16 protein-coding genes are annotated in these 17,327 nt (G+C 72.3%); 9 read left to right on the plus strand and 7 right to left on the minus strand.

The window, feature by feature from the left end; translation table 11 throughout:
- Positions 1-33 precede the first annotated feature (33 nt).
- The 3 genes from ACH4D5_RS30050 (at position 34) to ACH4D5_RS30060 (ending at position 2,827) form a co-directional block, all read left to right on the plus strand.
- A complete protein-coding gene (locus tag ACH4D5_RS30050) occupies positions 34-711 on the plus strand; it encodes a uracil-DNA glycosylase (RefSeq protein WP_398308422.1) in 678 nt (225 codons plus the stop codon).
- Positions 708-1,787: an N-acetylglucosamine kinase gene (locus ACH4D5_RS30055; protein WP_398308424.1), complete on the plus strand. Its 1,080-nt coding sequence runs from the start codon at positions 708-710 to the stop codon at positions 1,785-1,787. The genes ACH4D5_RS30050 and ACH4D5_RS30055 overlap by 4 nt, the downstream gene beginning before the upstream one ends.
- A 95-nt stretch (positions 1,788-1,882) precedes the next feature.
- The gene (locus ACH4D5_RS30060; protein ID WP_398308425.1) at positions 1,883-2,827 is read left to right on the plus strand and encodes a sirohydrochlorin chelatase; all 945 of its coding nucleotides are present in this window, start codon (positions 1,883-1,885) and stop codon (positions 2,825-2,827) included.
- A 113-nt stretch (positions 2,828-2,940) separates the two neighbouring features.
- Here the strand turns inward: ACH4D5_RS30060 and ACH4D5_RS30065 are convergent, their stop codons facing one another.
- Complete coding sequence (locus ACH4D5_RS30065) at positions 2,941-3,981, minus strand: lactonase family protein (RefSeq protein WP_398308427.1); 1,041 nt, start codon at positions 3,979-3,981, stop codon at positions 2,941-2,943.
- A gap of 322 nt (positions 3,982-4,303) precedes the next feature.
- On the opposite strand from ACH4D5_RS30065, the gene ACH4D5_RS30070 reads away from it, so the two are divergent.
- Entirely contained in the window at positions 4,304-5,092 is a 789-nt protein-coding gene (locus ACH4D5_RS30070; RefSeq protein WP_398308429.1) for an alpha/beta fold hydrolase, read from the plus strand.
- On the plus strand, positions 5,089-5,604 hold the full coding sequence (locus ACH4D5_RS30075) for a hypothetical protein (protein ID WP_398308431.1): 516 nt from the start codon (positions 5,089-5,091) through the stop codon (positions 5,602-5,604). The genes ACH4D5_RS30070 and ACH4D5_RS30075 overlap by 4 nt, the downstream gene beginning before the upstream one ends.
- On the opposite strand, the gene ACH4D5_RS30080 is transcribed toward ACH4D5_RS30075, so the two are convergent.
- Positions 5,601-6,440 (minus strand): endonuclease/exonuclease/phosphatase family protein, encoded by an 840-nt coding sequence (locus ACH4D5_RS30080; RefSeq protein ID WP_398308433.1) that lies wholly within the window; start codon positions 6,438-6,440, stop codon positions 5,601-5,603. The two genes, ACH4D5_RS30075 and ACH4D5_RS30080, sit on opposite strands and share 4 nt — an antisense overlap.
- Before the next feature lie 41 nt (positions 6,441-6,481).
- A complete protein-coding gene (locus ACH4D5_RS30085) occupies positions 6,482-7,150 on the minus strand; it encodes a TetR/AcrR family transcriptional regulator (RefSeq protein WP_398308435.1) in 669 nt (222 codons plus the stop codon).
- 228 nt (positions 7,151-7,378) lie between these two features.
- On the opposite strand from ACH4D5_RS30085, the gene ACH4D5_RS30090 reads away from it, so the two are divergent.
- On the plus strand, positions 7,379-8,353 hold the full coding sequence (locus ACH4D5_RS30090) for an alpha/beta hydrolase family protein (protein WP_398308486.1): 975 nt from the start codon (positions 7,379-7,381) through the stop codon (positions 8,351-8,353).
- A 22-nt stretch (positions 8,354-8,375) separates the two neighbouring features.
- Here the strand turns inward: ACH4D5_RS30090 and ACH4D5_RS30095 are convergent, their stop codons facing one another.
- Entirely contained in the window at positions 8,376-9,869 is a 1,494-nt protein-coding gene (locus ACH4D5_RS30095; protein ID WP_398308437.1) for an FUSC family protein, read from the minus strand.
- A 172-nt stretch (positions 9,870-10,041) separates the two neighbouring features.
- Positions 10,042-10,734 carry a response regulator transcription factor gene (locus ACH4D5_RS30100; RefSeq protein ID WP_398308439.1) on the minus strand — a complete coding sequence of 231 codons (693 nt, stop codon included), beginning with the start codon at positions 10,732-10,734 and terminating at the stop codon, positions 10,042-10,044.
- An 86-nt stretch (positions 10,735-10,820) separates the two neighbouring features.
- On the opposite strand from ACH4D5_RS30100, the gene ACH4D5_RS30105 reads away from it, so the two are divergent.
- Positions 10,821-11,918: an endonuclease/exonuclease/phosphatase family protein gene (locus ACH4D5_RS30105; RefSeq protein ID WP_398308441.1), complete on the plus strand. Its 1,098-nt coding sequence runs from the start codon at positions 10,821-10,823 to the stop codon at positions 11,916-11,918.
- Here the strand turns inward: ACH4D5_RS30105 and glgX are convergent.
- Entirely contained in the window at positions 11,908-14,043 is a 2,136-nt protein-coding gene (glgX, locus tag ACH4D5_RS30110) for a glycogen debranching protein GlgX (RefSeq protein ID WP_398308443.1), read from the minus strand. The genes ACH4D5_RS30105 and glgX overlap by 11 nt on opposite strands.
- A gap of 121 nt (positions 14,044-14,164) precedes the next feature.
- The gene (locus ACH4D5_RS30115; RefSeq protein ID WP_398308445.1) at positions 14,165-14,791 is read right to left on the minus strand and encodes a pep a2; all 627 of its coding nucleotides are present in this window, start codon (positions 14,789-14,791) and stop codon (positions 14,165-14,167) included.
- Positions 14,792-15,035: 244 nt separating this feature from the next.
- Here ACH4D5_RS30115 and ACH4D5_RS30120 point away from each other — a divergent pair, with 244 nt between their 5' ends.
- Together ACH4D5_RS30120 and ACH4D5_RS30125 are read left to right on the plus strand one after the other, a co-directional pair.
- Positions 15,036-15,278 carry a DUF5133 domain-containing protein gene (locus ACH4D5_RS30120; protein WP_398308488.1) on the plus strand — a complete coding sequence of 81 codons (243 nt, stop codon included), beginning with the start codon at positions 15,036-15,038 and terminating at the stop codon, positions 15,276-15,278.
- Between the two features lie 65 nt (positions 15,279-15,343).
- The coding region (locus ACH4D5_RS30125) for an alpha-1,4-glucan--maltose-1-phosphate maltosyltransferase (RefSeq protein WP_398308447.1) at positions 15,344-17,327 on the plus strand (1,984 nt) is incomplete at its 3' end.

Below are 17,327 nucleotides of genomic sequence, written 5' to 3' on the forward strand. Positions count from 1 at the left end.
TCGCCCCCGCCATTACGGCAGTAGGGTGACGCCGTGGCACCACGACCCTTGCATGAAATCGTCGAGTCCGGCTGGGCCAAGGCCCTGGAGCCGGTGGCCGAACGGATCGCCTCGATGGGGGACTTCCTGCGCGCGGAGATCGCCGCGGGACGCACCTATCTCCCTGCGGGGGCGAACGTCCTGCGCGCCTTCCAGCAGCCCTTCGACGACGTCCGCGTCCTGATCGTCGGCCAGGACCCCTATCCCACACCCGGTCACGCGGTGGGCCTGTCGTTCTCGGTCGCCCCCGACGTGCGGCCGCTGCCGGGCAGTCTCATCAACATCTACCGCGAGATGAACAGCGACCTGGGCCTGCCCCCGCCGTCGAACGGCGACCTCACGCCCTGGACCCAGCAGGGCGTCCTGCTGCTCAACAGGGCGCTCACCACCGCCCCGCGCAAGCCTGCGGCCCACCGCGGCAAGGGCTGGGAAGAGGTCACCGAGCAGGCGATACGAGCACTGGCCGCGCGCGGGAAGCCGCTCGTGTCGATCCTGTGGGGGCGGGACGCGCGCAATCTGCGGCCGCTGCTCGGACAGTTGCCCTCGGTGGAGTCCGCGCATCCGTCCCCGATGTCGGCGGACCGCGGCTTCTTCGGCTCGCGCCCCTTCAGCCGGGCCAACGACCTGCTGGTCCAGCAGGGGGCGCAGCCGGTGGACTGGCGCCTGCCATGACGGACGAGCGCACCGCCGAGTACTGCGTTCTCGGGGTGGATTCGGGCGGCTCCGGCCTGCGGGCCGCCCTGAGCATGCCGCGGGGCGGCCCGCGCCTCTCCGAGCCTGTGCGCTCCGCGGAACCCGTGCGCACCGGTCCGCGCGGCATCGACGCCGGGCACCTCATGGAGCAACTCCTGCCCATGGCGCGGGGCCTGCTGGAGCGGGCGGGCGGCAGGCGGATCACGGCCGTCGCCATCGGCGCGGCGGGCATGGCGAGCCTCGGCGACGACCTCCGCGCCGAACTGCCGTCGGCGCTCGCCCAGACCCTTGGGGTACGCCGCACGGCGCTCGCCGCGGACGCCGTCACCGCGTACGCGGGCGCGCTCGGCGACCGCCCCGGCGCGGTGGTCGCGGCGGGCACCGGCCTGGTCGCGATCGGCACGGACCTGATTACCTGGCACCGCGCCGACGGCTGGGGGCACCTGCTCGGCGACTGCGGCGGTGGCGCCTGGATCGGCCGCGCCGGACTCGAGGCGGCGATGCGGGCGCACGACGGCAGACGCGGCGGTTCGAAGGCGCTCCTCGCACGCGCCGAAGAGATGTTCGGCCCGCCCGCAGAGCTGCCGGCCCGCCTCTATCCCCGTACGGACCGGCCGGCACTGCTCGCCTCCTTCGCGCCCGAGGTGGCCGGCTGCGCGGCGGACGACCCGGTGGCGGGCGGCATCCTGCGGGCCGCCGCCCGCCACATCGCCGAGGCGGCGGCCGCCGTCTGCCCCCGTCCCGAGGTGAACCCCGGGGCTCCTTCCGGGGCGGCTCCCGGGGCTCCTTCCGGGGCGGCTCCCGGGCCTGCCCCCGGGTCTGCTCCCGGGGAGAGCGAAGTTGCCCTCACCGGCGGCCTGTTCAATCTGGGCGAGCCACTGCTCGCACCCCTGCGCGACGAACTCGCGGACCAACTGCCGCACGCGCGGCACGTTCCCGCGGCCGGCGACCCGCTGGACGGGGCGCTGCGCATAGCGGCCGATATCGCCGAGGACCGGCTGCAGCTGCCGCACGACGCGCGCATGCTCTCCGTCCACAGCGAAGACGACAGTTGACCTCTACGTAATTCATCAGACAAAAACGGACTTATACCGCCCACCTGCACCCTCCCCAAACAGGGATGGCCCGCAAGCCAGTAGCATGCGGGCGCATGAGCTCCCCCACTGGGCCCGCATCCGGCCTGCCTGTACGAATGCCGCGCCCCCGTCAGCCGGGCCGGCACCGCCGTCCGGAGCCCGTCGCGGCTCCTGAGGGCGCGCCCGCACTTGTTCTCGCCGTGCCGGGCGCCCCCAGCACGTCCACGCGCAGCCTCGCCGAGGAAGTCGTGAGCATCGCCCGCTCCGAGCTGCCCGGTCTCGACGCCAGAATCGGTTACGTCGACGGTGAGGAAGACGCCACCGTCACCTCCTTCCCCGAGTTCCCCTCGCTGCAGTCCGTGCTCGCGCGCGCGGCTGCCGAGCGCGCCGCCCGCCTCGAGCGCGCGCGCGAGGCCGGTGCCGAGACGGCAGAGGCGGACGGGCCCGTCGCGGTCGTCGTCCCGCTGCTCGCGGGCCCCGACAGCGCGCTGATGCGCCGTATCCGGCAGGCCGTCATGGACAGCCGTGCCGCCGCCGAGCTGACGGATGTGCTCGGCCCCCACCCGCTGCTCGCCGAGGCGCTGCACGTGCGGCTGTCGGAGGCCGGCCTCGCCCGCGCCGACCGCGCCCGCCTGTTCACCGTGGCGACCGCCGCGGACGGCATCGTCCTCGCCACGGTCGGCGGCGAGGAGGCCGTGCAGGCCGCCGGGATCACCGGCATGCTGCTCGCCGCGCGTCTCGCGGTGCCGGTGATGGCCGCCGCGCTCGACGAGGAGGGCGCCATCGCGGCGACCGCCGAGCAGCTGCGCGGCTCGGGCTCCGCCCAGCTGGCGCTCGCGCCGTATCTGATCGGTCCCGAGCTCGACGGCGCGCTGCTCGACGCGGCCGCGAAGGAGGCGGGCTGCTCCGTCGCCGAGCCGGTCGGCGCGTACCCGGCGATCGGCAAGCTGGCGCTCGCCAAGTACACGACGACGCTCGGCATCACGCCGCAGCAGCCTTCGGGCGCGCCCGTGCACTGAGCCGTTCCACTTGTACGCCGATGGGCCCGCCCCGATGTGGGGGCGGGCCCATCGGCGTACATCGACACGCGTCGGCCGCGTGTCGAGGCACCTCGGCCGTGTGTGGGCCCGTCTCAGCCGAAGACCACGCAGGAGGCGGCCGGCACCTCGACGGAGCCCGCCCGGCTCGGGATGCCCGTCTCCTGGTCGATCGTGAACCAGGTGACGTCTCCGGAGCGCTCGTTCGCCGCGTACAGGTGCCGTCCCGACGGGTCGACGGCGAGGTCGCGCGGCCAGTGCCCGCCGCACGGCACGGTCGCCGTCAGCCGCGGCGCGTCGCCCTCCTCGTCCAGCGCGATGACCGAGATGACGTCCGTGCCGCGCGTGGCGGTCCACAGGAACCGCCCGTCGGGCGCGACGACGACCTCCGAGGGGTAGGCGTCCCCCTCCGGGGTCTCCGCGAGGACGGGCAGCTCGCCGAGCGGCCCGAGGGTGCCGTCGGCGGCGTCCCATGTGCAGACGGTGAGGGTGGGGCTGAGCTCGTTCAGGACGTACGCGCGGTCGCCGCGCGGGTGGAAGACGAGGTGCCGCGGGCCGGAGCCCGGGCGCAGCGCGACCTCGCGGTGCAGGGTGAGGCCGTCGTCCCCGAACGCGCAGACGCGCACGGAGTCCGTGCCGAGGTCGACACTGACCGCCCAGCGGCCGCTCGGGTCCGCGAGGACCTGGTGGGCGTGCGGGCCCTGCTGGCGCTGCGGGTGAGGACCTGAGCCGGTGTGCCGGAGTTCGCTCGACGCCGTGGCGGCGAGGGTTCCGTCGGCGCCCAGCGGCACGGCGGTGACGCTCCCGGAGCGGTAGTTGGCGGCGAGCACGTGCCCGTCGTAGAGGGCCAGGTGGGTGGGGGCCGAGCCGACCGGCACGGGCGGCCCCGCGAGCTCGGCCGTCTCCTTCCCGGTCCGGAAGGCGGCGAGGGCGCCGTCCGGGGTCTCGCTGACCGCGTAGAGGGTGTCGCCGGAGGGCGAGAGGGCCAGATACGACGGGTCGGCGACCGCGTCCGTGGCGCCGAGGACGGTCAGCGCGCCGGTGTCAGGGGCGACGGCCGCGGTGACGACACCCGGCCCCCCGGCGCCGGTGAAGGATCCGATGTACGCCCGCTCCGCCTGCCTGCCGACGACCACTGCCAGTTCCCCTCTCGCCGGGGCGCCGCATGCGAGGCGCCGCTCGTGCGGGCGACGCTAGCAGCCGGTCTGGACCAAGCGGTGACCGGAGGCCCTGCCGGGCCTCTCCAGGAACCTCGCCGGGAGCTCAGCGTGGGCAGTCGCTCCAGGGCGCGGACCGCTCCCGCACGGCCCGCGCCCGTTGCCCGCGGGGTTACCCCGCGGGCGGGCTGATCCACCGTGTATGTGCCCGATGCACATGCTCGATCCGGACGCGGGGCGTCGCGGCCTCGGCGGGCTGGCCCCGGGTCATGCGGGAGGCGATGGTGGGCAGGTGGATCACATGACTGACCTCGGCTTTCACGTCCGCGGCTACGGGCCTCCGCCGCGCGAGGACCGGCCGGCCACGGTGCTCGTGCACGGGCTCGGACTCTCGGGACGGTACTTCGTGCCGCTCGCGCGGCGGCTGGCAGCGGGCGGGGCGACCGTGCTGGTACCCGACCTGCCGGGCAACGCCCGTTCGCGGGCCGCCGCGCGCCGCGCGCCCGATGTCGGACAACAGGCCGACGCGTTGGCCCGCCGGTACCGGCAGCTGTCCTCGGCGCCGGGCCCCTTCGTGGCCAACTCGGTCGGCTGCCAGATCGCCGCCGCCCTGGCTGCCTGCCACCCCCACCTGGTGAGCCACCTGGTGCTGATCGGTCCGGCGCTCGAACCGGGGGTCTCCGGCGTGCGCGAGTTCGGACGGCTCGTCGCGGATGCCCCCAGAGAGCCGCTGGGCCTGCTGTCCCTGGCCGCCTTCGACTATCTGGTGACCGGCCCGCTGCGCTGCGCCGCGTCCTTCCGCCACGCGCTGCGGGACGCGGCGGGGTCCTTCGAGGTGAACCTCTCCCGGGTGCGCGCGCCCACGCTCGTCGTACGGGGAGCGGGTGACACGATCGCCTCCGGCACATGGACCCGGCGCGTGGCGGGGCTGGTCGCCGACGGGCGCGCCGCGGACCTTCCCGGCGCGGCGCACGCGGCCCACTACAGCGCGCCGGACGCCATGGCCGCATTGATCGAAGAGTTCACGACGGGAGAGGCCCAAGAGGCCGAAGAGACTAGAGCAGCTAGAGCGGCGGGAGAGCCCGGATGAAGTCCTCGGAGGAGTCCGACCACGCACCATCCGGGCGCTCCGGACGCCCGGAACGTCCCTCCCCCTGGCTGCGGCTGCTGCCCGGCATCTCCCCGAAACGCCGGGGCTTCGTCCTGGCCTGGTGGGGCTTCGCCCTCACCTTCGGCGGAATGCGTCTGCTCACCTGGCTCATCCACGTCGACGTGGCCGGCATCGGTGACATGCAGGCCGGCGGGGTGCACATCCATCACTACGTGTGGGGGATCCTGCTGCTCGCGGTGGTGGGCGCGGCGGGCCTGGCCGAACGCTCGGCGCGGGCACGCGCGTGGATGGGTCTTGCCTACGGGGTGGGGCTGGCCCTCGTGGTCGACGAGGCGGCGCTCCTGATCAGCCTGGAAGACGTGTACTGGGACACGGAGGGCGGAGTCAGCATCGCCCTGGCCATCGCCGTCATCGCCGTCGCCGGCAGCGTCCTCGCGGTCACGCGGGGGCGGCGCGCCTCGAAGAACGACCGGGACGACGACGACCTCTAGGCGGGGTCCACGTCGGCGTACAACATGTGGTGGTCGGAGTACGGAGTGGGTCGAACGTCGTGGTCGATCGGGGCGACGCCGCGCAGGAAGACGTAGTCGAACTTGAGGAGCCAGTCGGTGGTCGGCTCGCAGGTGGCTGCGGTCGAGGGACGGCACCGGGAGCCCGTGCCGTCGGCCAGTGCCCACATGCGGGCGAGTTCGGGCGCGTCCGGCACGGCGTTGAAGTCGCCGAGCGCGATGGCGTGGTCGTGCCGGGCGACGGCCCCGGCGAGTACGCCGACCTGTTCCGCCCTGACCTCTTCCTGCCGCCGCTGGGCGAGGTGCGTGTTGAAGACCCGGACGGGCCGGCCGCCCACGATCGTGGTGACAGCCATGTATCCGCGGTCTTCCGACCCGCCGTCCGGGTACTCCACGCGGACGGGGTCCGCCATCGGCGCCGCCGAGAGAAGAGCCTGGCCGAAGGCGCCCGGGCTCCACGGCACTCCCCCGCAGCGGCCCCAGTCCCGGAGAACCGTCCCGTACTCGACGTGGTAGGCCAGCCCGTAGAAGCGCTTCAGGTAGTCCCGGATCTGTTCGACGTCACGTGTGCACGCTTCTTGCAGACCGATGACCTGCGGCGCGTACGTGGCGATCTCCGCGGCCCGGTCGACGTTGCTCTCCTCGCAGGGATTGCAGATGTTCCACGTCATGACCCGGTTCGGCACGATGTCCTTGACGGCGTGAACGGGCAGTGGCCTGCCGAAGGGAACACCCTTCGGCGCGCTGGGCCCGACGAACACCAGGCAGGCCACACTCATCGCGGCCACGAGCAACCACGTGCCCTTTCCGAGCACCATCGCCTCCTCATCGCACATACGTAGGACGTGTGCTCCGCACCCTACTTCTGGAGCCGCTCCTGACGTTCCTGCTGAAGTCCCTGGAGGAGGAGGGCGATCAGGCGTCGGGGGTCGTAGCGGGGGTCGTTGTCGCGTCCGATGCAGAGGTTGCCGATGCCGCGCATCAACTCATAGGGCTGCGTGCCGGGCCTGATGTCACCGGATTCGACCGCCGCGTCGAGCAGTTGGGCGCAGACGGGCAGCAGGCGGTCGAGGAAGTAGGCGTGCAGCGCGGCGAACCGGTCGCTGTCTGACTGCAGCGCGTCGGCGAGTCCGTGCTTGGTGACCAGGAAGTCGACGAAGAGATCGATCCATTGGCGCAGCGCGTCGAGCGGTGAGTCGGCACTGGCGAGCAGGTCCGGGCCGGCTTCGGCGCATGCCTCGATCTGGTGGCGGTAGACGGCGGTGACGAGATCCGCGCGGGTCGGGAAGTGGCGGTAGATCGTCGCCATCCCGACGCCCGCCCGGGCGGCGATCTGGCGGATGGGCGCGTCGACGCCCGAGGTGGCGAAGACCTCGGCGGCGGCGGTGAGCAACGTCTGCCGGTTGCGCTGGGCGTCGGCCCGCTTGCCGCGGGAGCGCGGTTCCCCGGTGCTGCGGGAGGGCCTCTCCCCGGCGGGGTGGTCAGCGCCGTGGTCGGCGCTGTGCTCGGCAGGTTGCTCGGCGGGCATCACGTTCTCCTTCGACAGCGGTGGTTCGACACCGATGGTTCGAAACCCATGGCTCGACACCGGTTGACAAAACGGATCAGTGATCCGGATAGTAAATGGAGCAGTGTTCCGTTTCAGGTTAGCCGAGACGGGCCGCTCCACACCATCTTGCTCGTCCGTCGATCACCCGAGACGACGGACGCCAGATGCCACCGAAGGGGAACCCACACCGTGAGCACATCCACGTCCATGCCCACGTCCACGTCCATGTCCACGCCCGTCCCGGTCCTGTCCTTCAGCCCCGTCACCCTGTCCGTACCCGGGCGCCCCGTGGACCTCCAAGTACGCGTCTCCGCCCCCGCCATCGGGACAGGCACCGGGACGGGCACCGGAACCGGCCTCCCCGTCGTCCTCCTCTCCCACGGCCACGGCCCCTCCCACCACCTCTCCTCCCTCAACGGCTACGCGCCGCTCGCCGACTTCTGGGCGGCCCACGGATTCGTCGTCATCCAGCCCACCCACCTCACGTCCAGGACGCTGAGCCACCTGGTCGCCGACGCTCCGGGCGCACCCGACTTCTGGCGCTCCCGCGCCGAGGACATGACACACATCCTCGATCGGCTCGACGTGATCGAGAACGCCGTGCCGCAGCTCGCCGGGCGGATCGACCACGCCAAGGCCGCCGTCGCAGGACACTCACTCGGTGGCTTCACCGCCGCGCTCCTGCTCGGCGCGGGACTCACCGACCCCGACACGGGCAAGGTGGTGCACCTCGCCGAGCCCAGGTTCAAGGCGGGCGTCCTGCTCGCGGCGCCCGGCGGGGGCGGTGACGCCTTCAACGGGCCCATGGCGGAGCAGTGGCCGGTCATCGGGGCCGTCGACTTCTCCACGATGACCACACCCGCGCTGGTCGTCGCCGGCGACAAGGACGACCCCTCGCACTTCACGGACACGGGGCCGGACTGGCACGCCGAGCCCTACACCTTCTCCCCCGGCCCGAAGACCCTGCTGACCCTGTTCGGCGCGGAGCACGGACTCGGCGGAGTGGCCGGCTACGACGCGGCGGAGACCACCGACGAGAACCCCGAGCGAGTGGCCGCCCTCGCCCGGCTCACCGCGGCCTACCTCCACACCCGCCTCCACCCCGGCAGCGACGCCTGGCAGCCCGCGGTCGAGGCACTGACGACCGGCCCCGACCCGGCGGGACGCGTCGAGTCGAAGTAGTCCAAGTAGTCCCTGCGGTCCGCTACGCCGGTTCCTGCCTCTGCAGCGGCACGGCCATCGCCGCGAGCGCCCGCTCCAAGCCGTGCAGGTGGGTGAGGGCCGGGTGGTGGCCCGCGGCCTGCGCGAGGGGCGGCTGGGGCTCGCCGGCCCGGCGGGAGCCGGTCGGGGACGTCAGCGCCTCCACCGCCACCTCCACGCGCCAGCAAGCCGCCGAGAGACGGTCGTCGTGGGAGGCGACGGGGTCCGACGCCGCGGCGGCGAGCGAACGCACCTCCTGCGCGCAGGTGTCGAGCAGTGCCAGCACCTCGCGAGCCCGCGCCTTCCTCTCCCGGCTGAAGTGCAGCGGATGCACCAGCGGGGACACCGCGAGACGCACGCGGGCGAGCAGCACCTCCAGCTCGGCCACGCGCGGCCCGGGGTCCGCGTCCGGGGTTCCGGCGAGGCGGGCGGCGGTCTCGGCCGCGCAGGCGTGCACACAGTGCAGAGCGCGGCGGATCCACTCGTCGGTGACCGCGTGGGTGGTGACCGGCAGCACGAGCAGGACGGCGAGGACGGCTCCGAGCGCGCCGACGGCGGTCTCCGCGACGCGCAGCACCAGCAGCGACGCGTCGAGGACGCCGAGCAGCCCGTACAGCATGGACGCCATCGCGGTCACGAAGAACATCATCCAGCTGTAGGAGACGGCCGCCGTGTAGAAGATCCCGAAGATGCTCACGGCCACGACCAGGGCAGTCGGCACAGCCGCCCCCTGCAGCGGGAGGGCGACGGCGAAGCCGACCACGATGCCCAGGACGGTGCCGAGGACCCGGCGGAAGCCCCGCACCAGGGTCTCGCCGCGCGACACGGTGTTCACGAACACCCACCACGTGGCGCCCACCGCCCAGTACCAGCGCTGGTCGGACAGCGCCTGTCCGACCCCGAGCGCGAACGCCACGCCCGCGACGGCCTGCACGGCCTGCCGCGTGGTCACCCGGGCGAGGCCCCGGCCCTGCGACAGCGCGGGCACAGCTGCCGCCGCGCGGCCCCGCTCGTAGCACCACAGGCCGAACCGCACCGTCGAAGAGGCGCACAGGGAGAGCAGCACCGCCGCGTACAGCTCGGGGAGCTGGGAGGGGACCGTGTGCAGGAACTGGGCCGCGAAGAAGGTCATGAAGGCGAAGACCCCGAGAGAGTGGCCGCGGGGTCCCCAGCGCCGTGCGTAGACGCCCGCTCCGACCACGGCGAGGAAGGCGGCGTCCCTCGCGAGGGGGTAGCTGTGCAACCCGGCGGCCACGGCGAGGACGGGGAGACCCACCACGGGCAGCAGGGCGGTCGTCACCGCTTGGCCGCGCACGGTCGGGTCGGTCACGGTGAAGAGCGCGAGCAGCGCCGCGAGCCCTCCGACGATGGCCGCGGAGAGGGAGTGTCCGGCCAGACCGCACACGGCCACGGCCAAGGAGATGCCGACGACCGCGCGTGCGGCGCTGCGCAAGCGCAGCCGCCCCGGATCCGGAGCCACGAACACCCTCTTCAGCACAGCTTCCCGCCCCTCTCGGCAAACAGACACAAAGAAGGCGCCACGGAGTCCGCAGCGCCATCGACATGACCATCAGACCATCTTGTCGCCCTCCGGCTCAACCGGAGGCGGCATGAGTGGGCCAATGGCTCAGTCCGTATGCTCTCCGTCGCGCCAGGGGCGGGCCAACGGGTCATCCTGCGGAGGGTGCGCCCGGCGCCTCCGGCCCTGCGTCGATGCGATAGCCGACACCCGGCACGGTGGCGATGACCCAGGGCTCGCCGAGCCGCTTGCGCAGGGCTGAGACGGTGATGCGTACGGCGTTGGTGAACGGATCGGCGTTGTCGTCCCACGCCCGCTCAAGAAGTGCTTCGGCGCTGACCACACCGCCTTCGGCTGCGACGAGGACTTCGAGCACGGCGAACTGCTTCCGGGTGAGTGCGACGTAGCGGCCGTCCCGGTACACCTCGCGACGGAACGGGTCCAGGCGCAGGCCCGCGATCTCTCGCACGGGCGGCCTGCTGTGCGCGCGCCTGCGGTCGAGCGCTCTGAGCCTGAGCACGAGTTCTCGCAAGTCGAAGGGTTTCGTGAGGTAGTCGTCGGCGCCGAGTCCGAACCCGGTGGCCTTGTCGTCGAGCCGGTCGGCGGCGGTGAGCATGAGGATCGGCATGCCGCTGCCGGAGGCGACGATGCGCGTGGCGACCTCGTCGCCGGAGGGGCCGGGGATGTCCCGGTCGAGGACGGCGATGTCGTAGGTGTTGACGCTCAGCAGCTCCAGGGCGGTGCCGCCGTCACCCGCGATGTCGGCTGCGATCGCTTCGAGGCGGAGGCCGTCGCGGATGGCCTCCGCCATATAGGGCTCGTCCTCCACGATCAGTACACGCATGCCCCGAGGCTACGAGCCCGCGCATATCGTCGGCGTATCGAAAACCGCATACGCGCCGGCAACGCCGTGCCGCCTTGACTGGCGGCATGAATCGAACCCTGCCCTCCGTACGCCGACCCGACCCGGGACCCGAGGACACAGCGGTGACCCGACAGGGGACCGCGGACGCCCCGGCCACCCGACAGGGGACCGCGGACGCCCCGGTCACCTCCCGGCCCGGGCCGTGGAGGCGCGGCCCGGTCCTCACGGCGCTCGCACTGCTGCTCGGCCTGCTCATGCTGCTGCACGCGCGGGTTCCCAACCGGGTCGGGAACCTCGGCAGCCTGTTGGAGACCTTCCTGCCGTGGTGCGGCCTGTTCGTCCCGGTGCTGCTGGCCGGGGTGCTGTGGCGCCGCTCGGCCTCCGCCGCAGTCGCGTTGCTGCTGCCGGTGACGGTGTGGCTGAGTCTCTTCGGCGGGCTGCTCGGCGGTGCGTCCCGGCCGGCCGGTGATCTCACCGTGGTCAGCCACAACGTCGGCGCCGACAACCCCGACCCGGCCGGCACCGCGCGCGACCTGGCCGCCTCCGGTGCGGACATGCTGGCGCTGCTCGAGATCACCCCGCAGGCGCGGGGCACGTACGAGAAGGAGCTGGCGTCGGCGTACCCGTACCACGCGGTGCGGGGCACGGTCGGGCTGTGGAGCAAGCTGCCGCTGACCGGCACCCGGCCCGTCGACACCGCGAGGGACTACGGACCGCTGGCGGAGACCAAGCCGGTCGAGAGCCGGCTGGCCGACACGCGGGCGCTGCGCACCACGGTGGCCACGGACCACGGGCCCCTCGCCGTGTACGTCGCCCACCTGGGGTCCGTCCGGTTCAATCCCCGGGGCGGCTTCGGAACGGCCGACCGGGACCGGGGCGCGCAGGCGCTCGGCGAGGCCGTCGCCGCCGAGCAAAACGAACGGGTCGTGCTGCTCGGCGATCTGAACGGCAGCACGGACGACCGCGCGCTCGACGGCCTCACCGCGCAGTTGCGGTCGGTCCACGACGCGGCCGGGAGCGGCTTCGGCTTCAGCTGGCCCGCGAGGTTCCCGGTGGTACGGATCGACCAGATCCTGGTCCGCGGCGTGGAGCCGGCGAGTTCGTGGGTGTTGCCTGCCACCGGCAGCGACCACCTGCCGGTGGCGGCCGGCATCAACTGGTGACCACTCGACCGGGGCGCCTGCGCGCGGGCCGGGAGAGCAGGAGCAGGCTGTGGGGCCCCATGGTGACCTCCCCGCCCGCCTTGTGTTCCACCTCGTCCGCGATGCCCTCGGGCTCGGTGGTGTCGATGCGGGTCGTCCAGCGTTCGCCGTACGTGGCGTCCGGCAGCCGGAAGAGGATCGGCTCCCGGTGGCTGTTCAGCAGGAGGAGGAAGGAGTCGTCGACGACGGGTCTGCCCTGGGCGTCGGGCTCCGCGATGGCGTCGCCGTTGAGGAAGACGCCGACGGCGTGCGCGTCGGGCCACTGCCAGTCCTTGTCCGTCATCTCGCGCGCGTCGGGCCGCAGCCACACCAGGTCCGGCAGCGGTTGGTCCTCGTGTGTGGCGGTGTCGCCACGGAAGAAGCGGCGTCTGCGCAGCACCGGGTGGGCGAGGCGGAGGTGGATGGCGCGGCTGGTGAAGCCGATCAGGTCGCGCTGCGCGTCGGTCAGGTCCCAGTCGATCCAGGAGATCTCGCTGTCCTGGCAGTAGGCGTTGTTGTTGCCCCGCTGGGTGCGGCCGAGTTCGTCGCCGTGGGCGAGCATCGGTATGCCCTGCGAGAGCATGAGCGTGGCGAGGAAGTTGCGCTGCTGGCGCGCGCGGAGTTCGAGGACCGCCTCGTCGGTGGTGGGTCCCTCGACCCCGCAGTTCCACGAGCGGTTCACGCTCTCACCGTCCTGGTTGCCCTCCTGATTGGCCTCGTTGTGCTTCTCGTCGTACGACACCAGGTCGCGCAGGGTGAAGCCGTCGTGCGCGGTGACGAAGTTGACGCTGGCGCGCGGGCGGCGACGGTCGTGCTGGTACAGGTCGGACGAGCCGGTCAGCCGGGAGGCGAACTCGGCGAGCGAGTGGTCGGCGCCGCGCCAGAAGTCCCGTACGGAGTCCCGGTACTTGCCGTTCCACTCCGACCAGAGCGGCGGGAAGTTGCCGACCTGGTAGCCGCCGTCGCCGACGTCCCAGGGCTCGGCGATGAGTTTGACGCGGCTGACCACGGGGTCCTGCTGGACCAGGTCGAAGAAGGCCGAAAGACGGTCCACGTCGTGGAACTGCCGCGCGAGCGTGGCCGCCAGGTCGAAACGGAACCCGTCGACGTGCATCTCGGTGACCCAGTACCGCAGCGAGTCCATGATGAGCTGCAGGACGTTGGGGTGGCGCATCAGCAGGCTGTTGCCGGTGCCGGTGGTGTCGAAGTAGTGCGCGGGATCGTCCTCCGCCAGGCGGTAGTACGACGCGTTGTCGATGCCGCGGAAGGCGAGTGTGGGGCCGTTCTCGTTGCCCTCCGCGGTGTGGTTGTAGACCACGTCCAGGATCACTTCGAGCCCGGCCCGGTGGAGCGCCTTGACCATGGACTTGAACTCGGTGACCTGCTCGCCGCGCGAGCCGTGCGCCGCGTAGGCGTTGTGCGGGGCGAAGAAGCCGATGGAGGTGTAGCCCCAGTAGTTGGACAGGCCCCGGTCGCGCAGGAAGCCGTCCTGGACGTACTGGTGGACCGGCATGAGCTCGACCGCGGTCACGCCCAGGGACGTGAGGTGGTCGATGACCGGGTCGGTGGCGAGGCCCGCGTAGGTGCCGCGCAGTTCGGCGGGGACCTCGGGGTGGGTGCGGGTGAGGCCGCGCACGTGCGTCTCGTACACGACCGTCTCGGCGTACGGGCGTCGTGGCGGCCTGTCGTCCTCCCAGGCGAAGGACGGGTCGGTGACCACGGAGAGCGGGGTGTGCCCGGCGCTGTCGGCGGGGTCCGGCCCCTGGGGCGCGCGCTCGAAGAGGGCCGGGTGGTTGTCCGTCTGGCCCTCGATGGCCCTGGCGTAGGGGTCGAGGAGCAGCTTGGCGGGGTTGCAGCGGTGGCCCGCGGCCGGGTCCCAGGGGCCGTGCACCCGGTAGCCGTAGCGCCGGCCGGGGCCGACGCCCGGCAGGTAGCAGTGCCAGACGAAGCCGTCGACTTCGGTGAGGGTGATGTTCTGGTGGGTGCCGTCGTCGTCGACGAGGACGAGGTCGACCCGGTCGGCTATCTCGCTGAAGAGGGCGAAGTTGGTGCCTTCGCCGTCGTAGGTGGCTCCGAGGGGAAAAGGGGCGCCGGTCCAGGTGCGCACGCAACTGCCTCCGTACGGAAGGGGGGGTCGGACGGGAGCGCGTGGCCGCGGCCGCTCACTCGGGCGGCCGCGGCCGGCGCGTCGCGTCTCCACGGATACGGCGTTCACGCGTGTCCGGCGTTCACACCGCGGGTTCCTTCTCCGCCATCCTTGTCCGGAATGCGTCCGGCCGCAGTCCGTGGCGCGGTTCGTGACGCGGTCCGTGACCGGGTCCGTGGGCGCTCGCGGCGGCCGGCGTGGCCACGGCGGCCGGGACCGGGGCCTCCGCTTCGTCCGGGTTCGCGAGGACGGCGTGGCGCACCTCGCGCGGCAGTTCCAGCGCCTCGCGCAGGCTGGGGGCGGGTGCCGCGGGGGCCAGCGGGGCGCGTTCGGGCGCCCGGGCGCGGCGGGAGAACCAGATGATCTTGCCGTTGGTCGCCGGGAAGCTGCCCCAGCCGTCGCTCATGGCGGCGATCTGCGTCAGACAGCCCTGCGGTCCGTAGTGCCGCTCGGGCAGGTCGCGGTTGTTGTCCGACACGGCGGTGATGAGGTGCTGACCGCTCCACCACATCTCCACGACGGTCCTCTTGTCGGCTCCGTACTCATCGATCTCACGGAGCAGCACTCCGGTGCAGTGGCAGACGGATTCGACGAGAACTTCCAGCCCCCAGTGCCGGAGATGCGCGGTCAGAATGCGCCTGACCTGGTCGATCCTCTCCGGGCTGACCTCGACATCGAGGTGGTAGTAGCAGGGGATCGCGGATTTCATTGCTCTTGGCTCCTCTCGGCGAAGCTTTTTCGCCCCGCCCCGGTCTGTCCGACCGAGCCCCGAACACGAAGCGTGAGCACTGATCGCTTCTGAGTCAGTCTCAGCGTGAGAGCACTACTCCATCCGCGCAACACGAGACAGAACCCGAGACGGACGCCGACCCGGTAGTTGAATAGCCAACAGGACGCTTCGTGCTCACACGTGCACCATGAGTCAGAAGATTTGAAAGAAGGTGACCAGCGTGATGCTGCTGCCTGCCAGAGCCGAGGTCGCACGGCACCTGCGTCAGTACCGGTCGTGGGAGCGGCGGCTGCTCGCCCACCCCTCCGACCTCGCCGTGCGCATGCGCTTCGAGGACACGGCGTACACGCTGTGTGTGCTGATGGGTGAGTCCAAGGCGCGGGTGGCCGCTGACGCCGCCGAGCTCTTCCTGCGCCCGCGGGCCACGCGCAGGCCGAAGCCGCCCCCGGTTCCCCGGGGCCTGTGACGACGCGCGGCACCTGCGGCACAGGGACAGACCGACTGCACGCAAGCCCGGCGGAGGAGGGACCGATGACGTCAGCTCCACGGACGACCCCTGTCTCCGACGCCGTGCCCCTGTCCCCGTCCGTGCCGGTCCTGGACGTCCACCCGGTCGTCGACTGCGGCCGGCGCCCCGCGAAGGCGGTTCCCGGCGAGACCTTCCAGGTCACGGCGACCGTCTTCGGTGAGGGCCACGGAGCGGTCGGCGCCAATGTCGTGCTGCTCGGACCCGGCGGTCGCCGCGGGCCCTGGACGCCGATGCGGGAACTCTCCCCTGGCACCGACCGGTGGGGCGCGGACGTCACTCCGGACGCCGAGGGGCACTGGACGTACCACGTGGAGGCCTGGGCGGATCCCGTGCGGGACTGGCGGCGCGCCGCCGAGATCAAGATTCCGGCCGGTATCGACGCCGGGCTGATGCTCGAAGAGGGCGCGCTGCTGTACGAGCGCGCGGCGGCCGGAGTTCCGGCGGGGCAGGAACGGCGGGTGCTGCTGGCCGCGGCCGACGCGCTCCAGGACGAAGCGCGTTCCCCGGCCGCCCGCCTGGCGGCCGCGCTCGCCCCGGAGGTGGACGCGGTCCTCGCACGTCACCCCCTGCGTGAGCGGGTCTCCCGCTCGCACGACCTTCCCCTGCTGGTGGAGCGGGAGCGGGCTCTCTTCGGGGCCTGGTACGAGTTCTTCCCGCGCTCGGAGGGTGCCGTCCTGGAGGAAGGCGCCCCGCCCGTCTCCGGGACGTTCCGTACCGCGGCCGAACGGCTGCCCGCCATCGCCGGGATGGGCTTCGACGTCGTCTATCTGCCGCCGATCCACCCCATCGGCTCCACCTTCCGCAAAGGCCCCGACAACTCCCTGTCCTCCGGCCCCGACGACGTCGGCGTGCCGTGGGCGATCGGTTCACCGGAGGGCGGTCACGACGCGGTCCACCCGGACCTCGGCACGCTCGACGACTTCGACGCGTTCGTGCGCCGGGCCGGCGAGCTCGGCCTCGAAGTCGCCCTGGACTTCGCACTCCAGTGCTCGCCGGACCACCCGTGGGTGGAGAAACACCCCGAGTGGTTCGCGCACCGCCCGGACGGCTCCATCGCGTACGCCGAGAATCCGCCGAAGAAGTACCAGGACATCTATCCGATCGCCTTCGACAAGGACATGCCGGGGCTGATCGCCGAGACCGTGCGGCTGCTGCGGTTCTGGATGGCCCACGGCGTCCGCGTCTTCCGCGTCGACAACCCGCACACCAAGCCCGTCGCCTTCTGGGAGCGGGTCCTCGCCGAGGTCAACGGCACCGACCCGGACGTCATCTTCCTCGCCGAGGCCTTCACCCGGCCCGCGATGATGCGGACCCTCGCGGCCATCGGCTTCCAGCAGTCGTACACCTACTTCACCTGGCGCAACACCAAGCAGGAGCTCACCGACTACCTCACCGAACTCTCCGGCGAGACCGGACACTTCCTGCGCCCCAACTTCTTCGTGAACACGCCGGACATCCTGCCGGGTTACCTCCAGGAGGGCGGGCGGCCCGCCTTCGAGGTCCGGGCGGCGCTGGCCGCCACGCTCGCGCCGAGCTGGGGCATGTACGCCGGGTACGAGCTGTGCGAGAACACCCCGGCGCGGCCGGACTGCGAGGACTACCTGCACTCGGAGAAGTACGAACTGCGCCCGCGCGACTGGGCGGCGGCCGACCGCGAGGGCCGCTCCATCGCGCCCCTGATCACGCAGCTCAACCGGATCAGGCGCGCGCACCCCGCCCTGCGGCAGCTCAGGAACCTGCGTTTCCACCAAGCCGACAACGACGCGGTGCTCGTCTACAGCAAGCGTGCGGGTCCAGACACCGTTCTGGTGGTCGTGAACCTCGACCCGCACCACACCCAGGAGGCCACGGTCACGCTTGACATGCCGCAACTCGGCCTCGAAGGGGACGGGTCCGTGCCGGTGCGCGACGAGCTCACCGGCGAGACCTACCACTGGGGCAGGGCCAACTACGTGCGCCTCGAACCGGGCCGCGCCCCCGCGCACA

Origin of the sequence: Streptomyces sp. NPDC018029, assembly GCF_044327655.1 — a bacterium.
Taxonomy (GTDB): Bacteria; Actinomycetota; Actinomycetes; order Streptomycetales; family Streptomycetaceae; genus Streptomyces.

What these genes read in the sequence shown, in the direction of transcription:
- ACH4D5_RS30075 (WP_398308431.1), top strand. Translation starts at nt 5,089, where the DNA reads ATGAAGTCCTCGGAGGAGTCCGACCACGCACCATCCGGGCGCTCCGGA.
- ACH4D5_RS30085 (WP_398308435.1), bottom strand. Translation starts at nt 7,150, where the DNA reads ATGCCCGCCGAGCAACCTGCCGAGCACAGCGCCGACCACGGCGCTGAC.
- ACH4D5_RS30105 (WP_398308441.1), top strand. Translation starts at nt 10,821, where the DNA reads ATGAATCGAACCCTGCCCTCCGTACGCCGACCCGACCCGGGACCCGAG.
- ACH4D5_RS30060 (WP_398308425.1), top strand. Translation starts at nt 1,883, where the DNA reads ATGAGCTCCCCCACTGGGCCCGCATCCGGCCTGCCTGTACGAATGCCG.
- ACH4D5_RS30100 (WP_398308439.1), bottom strand. Translation starts at nt 10,734, where the DNA reads ATGCGTGTACTGATCGTGGAGGACGAGCCCTATATGGCGGAGGCCATC.
- ACH4D5_RS30055 (WP_398308424.1), top strand. Translation starts at nt 708, where the DNA reads ATGACGGACGAGCGCACCGCCGAGTACTGCGTTCTCGGGGTGGATTCG.
- ACH4D5_RS30120 (WP_398308488.1), top strand. Translation starts at nt 15,036, where the DNA reads ATGCTGCTGCCTGCCAGAGCCGAGGTCGCACGGCACCTGCGTCAGTAC.
- ACH4D5_RS30090 (WP_398308486.1), top strand. Translation starts at nt 7,379, where the DNA reads ATGCCCACGTCCACGTCCATGTCCACGCCCGTCCCGGTCCTGTCCTTC.
- ACH4D5_RS30115 (WP_398308445.1), bottom strand. Translation starts at nt 14,791, where the DNA reads ATGAAATCCGCGATCCCCTGCTACTACCACCTCGATGTCGAGGTCAGC.
- ACH4D5_RS30070 (WP_398308429.1), top strand. Translation starts at nt 4,304, where the DNA reads ATGACTGACCTCGGCTTTCACGTCCGCGGCTACGGGCCTCCGCCGCGC.
- ACH4D5_RS30080 (WP_398308433.1), bottom strand. Translation starts at nt 6,440, where the DNA reads ATGGTGCTCGGAAAGGGCACGTGGTTGCTCGTGGCCGCGATGAGTGTG.